Source organism: Arenimonas sp. (genome assembly GCF_019459675.1).
GTDB lineage: Bacteria > Pseudomonadota > Gammaproteobacteria > Xanthomonadales > Xanthomonadaceae > Arenimonas.
In genome coordinates this window covers 1-5,168 of sequence record NZ_JAIBFH010000076.1, presented here as the reverse complement: position 1 = coordinate 5,168, position 5,168 = coordinate 1, and the positions used below count along the sequence as shown (strand labels likewise).

At 69.5% G+C, this 5,168-nt stretch carries 4 protein-coding genes; 3 read left to right on the top strand and 1 reads right to left on the bottom strand.

Annotation, left to right across the window (positions count from 1 at the left end; translation table 11 throughout):
• Window positions 1–1,649 (bottom strand): ABC transporter ATP-binding protein (locus tag K0M70_RS02870; protein WP_290779024.1); only part of this gene is annotated, 1,649 nt, incomplete at its 3' end.
• 66 nt (window positions 1,650–1,715) lie between these two features.
• Between K0M70_RS02870 and K0M70_RS02865 the strand changes: the two genes are divergently transcribed.
• The 3 genes from K0M70_RS02865 to K0M70_RS02855 all read left to right on the top strand — a co-directional run bounded on the left by K0M70_RS02865 (window position 1,716) and on the right by K0M70_RS02855 (window position 4,976).
• Entirely contained in the window at window positions 1,716–2,261 is a 546-nt protein-coding gene (locus K0M70_RS02865) for a pseudouridine synthase (protein ID WP_290779021.1), read from the top strand.
• Window positions 2,262–2,292: 31 nt separating this feature from the next.
• Window positions 2,293–3,048 (top strand): class I SAM-dependent methyltransferase, encoded by a 756-nt coding sequence (locus K0M70_RS02860; protein WP_290779018.1) that lies wholly within the window; start codon window positions 2,293–2,295, stop codon window positions 3,046–3,048.
• A gap of 131 nt (window positions 3,049–3,179) precedes the next feature.
• The gene (locus K0M70_RS02855) at window positions 3,180–4,976 is read left to right on the top strand and encodes a DUF885 domain-containing protein (protein WP_290779015.1); all 1,797 of its coding nucleotides are present in this window, start codon (window positions 3,180–3,182) and stop codon (window positions 4,974–4,976) included.
• Window positions 4,977–5,168: the final 192 nt, after the last annotated feature.

The following is a 5,168-nucleotide window of genomic DNA, read 5'->3' as shown; positions in this document are numbered from 1 at the left end:
GGGGGGGGGGGGGGTTCCGGGGTGCCGGGGGGGCCCCACCCCCCCGGGGGGGGGCGGCGGGCCGCGCCCACGGCCAGCGAGCGCTGGATGGCGGCTTCGGTTTCGTTGTCCACCGCCGACGTGGCTTCGTCCAGCACCAGGATGACCGGGTCGCGGTAAAGCGCGCGCGCCAGGGCGATGCGCTGGCGCTGGCCGCCCGACAGCTGGCTGCCGCGCTCGCCCACCGGGCTGTCGTAGCCCTGCGGCATGGCGGCGATGAAGGCATGCGCCTCGGCCGCACGCGCCGCGGCCTCCACCTTGGCGCGGTCGGCGTTGCGTTCGCCGTAGGCGATGTTGTCGGCCACCGTGCCGTCGGTGAGGAAGGGTTCCTGCGCCACGTAGCCGATGCTTCGGCGCAGCGCTGCCGGGTCCAGCCCGGCCACGTCGAAGCCGTCCAGTGCAATTCGGCCGCGCACCGGATCAATGAAGCGCAGCAGCAGCTTGAGCAGCGTGCTCTTGCCGCCGCCGGTGCCGCCCACCAATGCGACGGTGGCGCCCGCGGGTATGCGAAGGTCCACTTCGTGCAGCGCCGGGTGGCCGTCGTAGTCGAAGCCCACGCGTTCGAACGACAGTTCTCCGCGCGGCCTGGCCGGCAGCGGGGCGCTGCCGCGCGTCGGTACGGGCGTGTCCAGCAGGTCCATCACGCGGTCCACCGAGGCCATGGCGCGCTGGTAGAGGTCGGTCATTTCGGCCAGGCGGGTCAGTGGCCACAGCAGGCGCTGGGTCAGGTACACCAGGGCCGAATAGCTGCCCACGCCCAGCTCGCCGCGCAAGGTCAGCACGCCGCCGTAAAGCAGCGTGGCCACGAAGCCGGCCAGGATGGCCATGCGGATCACCGGCGTGATGGCGGCCGAGAAGCGGATGGCCTCGGCGTTGCTGGCGCGGAAACCGTCGGACGCCTCGCGCAGGTGCGCGGCCTCGAAGTCCTCGGCGGTGTAGGCCTGGATGGTGGCCATGCCGGCCAGGTTGTTCGACAGCCGCGACGACACGGTGGCCGCGGCTTCGCGCGCCGCGGCATAGCGCGGCGCCAGCCGCTTCTGGAACCAGAACGCGCCGATCAGGATCAGTGGAATGGGCAGCATCGCCAGTGCCGCCAGGTCGGCGGTGAGCACGAAGAACACCGCGCCCACCATCAGCGACGACACGACGACCTGGATGAGTTCGTTGGCGCCGGTGTTGAGGAAGCGTTCGATCTGGTTCACGTCCTCGTTCATCAGCGCCATCAGCCGGCCGCTGCGCTCGCGCTCGATGATGGCTGGCGGCAGCTTCTGCACGTGGCCGTAGGCGGCCTGGCGCAGCGAATGCTGCAGGTCCTGGGCCAGGCCGCGCCACTTGAGCGCATACAGGTATTCAAACGCCGACTCGGCCACCCACACCACAATGGTCAGGGCCACCAGCGCGTACAGCTGGTGCAGCGGGTCGGGCAGGCCGAACCGGGCCATGAACGAGTCTTCCTGGTTCACCACCACGTCCACCGCCACGCCGATCAGCAGCTCGGGCAGCACGTCGAAGAACTTGTTCAAGACCGAATAGACCGTGGCCAGCACGGCATTCCGGCGCTGGGGGCGGGCGAAGCCGGCCAGGCGGCGCAGGGGGTGGGTAGGGGACATGGGGTTTTCCGGGCGTTGGACGGCGGCGGTAAGGCGCGCAGTGTCCCACGGCGCTACACTGCAGGGATGCTGATTGCCTTCAACAAGCCCTACGGCGTCATTTGCCAGTTCACCGACAAGACGGTGCCACCCCGCCCGACGCTGGCCGGCTTCACGCTGCCGCCCGACGTCTATGCCGCTGGCCGGCTCGACCAGGATTCCGAAGGGCTGCTGCTGCTGTCCGACGACGGTCCGCTGATCGCGCGCATCAGTTCGCCCAAGTTCCACTGGCCCAAGACCTACCTGGTGCAGGTGGAAGGCCAGGCCGGCGACGAACACCTGGCGCAGCTGCGCGCCGGCGTCACGCTGGCCGACGGACCCACCCGCCCGGCGAAGGCGCAGGTGCTGATCGGCGCGCCCGACTGGCTGTGGCCGCGCGATCCGCCGGTACGCCACCGCAAGACGGTGCCCGACAGCTGGCTGGAGCTCACCATTACCGAAGGCCGCAACCGCCAGGTGCGGCGCATGGTGGCCGCAGTGGACCTGCCCTGCCTGCGCCTGCTGCGCATCGCGGTCGGCCCGCATCGGCTCGAAGGCCTGCCGCCCGGCCAGTGGCGCGAGCTGACCCAGTAGCCCGGATCAACCGTCAAGCCAGGGGGAAGGGATGAGTTTCCAGGATCATTTCTCGGGCCACGCCGGCGATTACGCCACGGCGCGGCCCACGTACCCGCCCGAGCTGTTCCAGTGGCTGGCCGACCAGTGCCTGCACCACGACCTGGTCTGGGACGTGGGCTGCGGCAACGGCCAGGCCAGCCTGGCCCTGGCGCACCATTTCCGGCGCGTGCACGCCAGCGACCCCAGTGCCGAACAGATCGCCAACGCCCCGGAGGATCCCCGCATCACCTGGCGGGTGGAGTCGGCCGAGATCTGCTCGCTGCACAACCATTCCGTGGACCTGGTGACCGCCGCGCAGGCGTTCCACTGGTTCAACCAGGGCCGCTTCGGCGCCGAGGCACAGCGCGTGCTGCGGCCCGGCGGCGTGGTCGCGGTGTGGTGTTACGGCCAGTCGCGGGTGGACGGACCGGTGGATGCGGTATTCCATGAGCTGTACGAAAACCAGCTCGGCCCGTATTGGCCGCCCGAACGCCGCCACGTCGAGAACGGCTATCGCGCGCTGTCGTTCCCGTTTGAAGTGATTGCCGACGCGCCGCGCTTCTCGATGGAACAGTCCTGGGCCCTGGACCAGTACCTGGCCTACCTGCGCACCTGGTCCGCCAGCCAGCGCTGCCTGCGCGAAACCGGTCGCGACGCCGTGTCCGACCTGGCCGACGATTTCGCCCGCGCCTGGGGCGATCCCGCCAAAGCACGCACCGTCCGCTGGCACCTGTCCCTGCGCGCCGGCCGCACCGCCTCCGACTAACCAGAGCGGGGCCAGGTTAAGTTATCCGGGAATAAAGCGTGGCGAAGAAGTAACCTGACCGCGTTCCTGCGGGCCTTTTTTCATTGGCCTGCGCACCTGATGGCGGCTGTATTCCTTGGAGTAGGACGAACATGCGTCGACTGATGTTGGTGGTGGCTTTGGCCGTGGCGCTGGCCGCGCCGGGGATGGCGCCGGGCGCGCCGACCCAGGCGGTGCAGGCGCAGGTGAACGACCCGGCGCGTGCGCTGCATGCGCTGTTTGAAGCCGACTGGCAGAGAAGCCTGGCCGAGCGTCCGCTGATGGCGACCTACCTGGGCGACCCGCGCTACAACGCCGCGATGCCGGACATTTCCAGCGCCGCGGTGGCGAAACAGCAGCAAGCCACGCGCGCGTCGCTGACCGCCCTGCTGGCCATCCCACGCGACGCCCTGTCGCCGGCCGACCAGCTCAACCACGACATCTACCGCCGCCAGCTCGAAACCGACATCGCCGGCTTTGGCTACCCCACCCACCTGATGCCGGTGGATCAGCGCGGCGGGCCGCACCTGCTGGCCGTGCAGATGGCGCCCGCGCTCCGCTTTGAAACGGCAAAGCATTACGCCGACTGGATCGCCCGACTGCGCGCCTATGGCGGTTTCGTCGACCAGTCGATCGCCCTGATGCGCGAAGGCATCGCCGCTGGCTGGGTGCCGCCAAAAGCGGTGATGCAGCGCGTGCCGGCGCAGATCGCCGCGCAGCGTGCGGCCACCGTCGAGGAAAGCAGCTTCTTTGCCCCTTTCCTGAGCATGGCCGACAGCATCCCCGCCGCCGAACAGGCGCGCCTGCGGGCGCAGGCCAAGGTTGCCGTGGGTGAAGTGGTGCTGCCGGCCATCGCCCGCTTCGAAACTTTCTTCAACCAGACCTACCTGCCGGCAACGCCCGCTTCGGTCGCCACGGGCGACCTGCCCAACGGCAAGGCGTACTACGACTACCTGGCGCGCAGCTACACCACCACCGACCTCACCGCGGACCAGATCCACCAGATCGGGCTGGGTGAAGTAGCGCGCATCCGTGGCGAGATGGAAAAGATCAAAACCGAAGTCGGCTTCGACGGCGACCTGGCGGCTTTCTTCACCCACCTGCGCACCGACCCCAGGTTCTTCCACGCCACGCCCGAGGCGCTGCTGGCGGACTACCGCGCCATGAGCCGCCGCATCGACCCCGAGCTGGTGCGGGTGTTCGGCAGGCTGCCGCGCACGCCCTACGGCATCATCCCGATCCCGGCGGCGATTGCGCCCGACACCACCACCGCCTACTACCAGCGCCCGTCCGCCGACGGGCTGCGCGCCGGCTATTACTACGTGAACCTGTACAAGCCCGAGTCCCGGCCGCGCTGGGAAATGCTGGCGCTGTCGCTGCACGAGGCGATGCCCGGCCACCACCTGCAGATTTCGCTGGCGCAGGAAATGCCCGACCAGCCGATGTTCCGCAAGCAGGGCGGCTTCACGGCTTTCATCGAGGGCTGGGGCCTTTACGCCGAGCGCCTGGGCTACGACATGGGCCTGTACGATGACCCGTACGACCGCATGGGCCAACAGGCCTACGACATGTGGCGCGCGGTGCGGCTGGTGGTGGACACGGGCCTGCATTCGAAGGGATGGTCGCGCCAGCAGGCGATCGATTATTTCGCTGCCAACGCCCCCAAGGCCGAACTCGACATCGCCAACGAAATCGACCGCTACATCAGCACGCCCGGCCAGGCGCTGGCCTACAAGATCGGCCAGCTCAAGCTCAGCGAACTGCGCGCCCGCGCGCAGACCCGGCTGGGTGATCGCTTCGATGTGCGCGCCTTCCATGACGCGCTGCTGTCCGACGGCGCACTGCCCCTGTCGGTGCTTGAGCAGCGCATGGACGCCTGGATGGTCGCCGAAGCCGCCAAGACCCCCTGAAGCAAAAAAAGCGGCAAAAAAAAAACGGGGTGGGGGGGGTTTTTTTGGGGGGGTTGGGGTTTGAGGAGGGCCCGGTGGGGGTGGGGGGTTGTGGGGGGGGGGGGGGGGGGGGGTTGGGGGGGGGGGGGGGGGGGGGGGGGGGGGGGGGGGGGGGGGGGGGGGGGGGGGGGGGGGGGTGGGGGGGGGGGGGGG

What these genes read in the sequence shown, in the direction of transcription:
- K0M70_RS02865 (WP_290779021.1), top strand. Translation starts at nt 1,716, where the DNA reads ATGCTGATTGCCTTCAACAAGCCCTACGGCGTCATTTGCCAGTTCACC.
- K0M70_RS02860 (WP_290779018.1), top strand. Translation starts at nt 2,293, where the DNA reads ATGAGTTTCCAGGATCATTTCTCGGGCCACGCCGGCGATTACGCCACG.
- K0M70_RS02855 (WP_290779015.1), top strand. Translation starts at nt 3,180, where the DNA reads ATGCGTCGACTGATGTTGGTGGTGGCTTTGGCCGTGGCGCTGGCCGCG.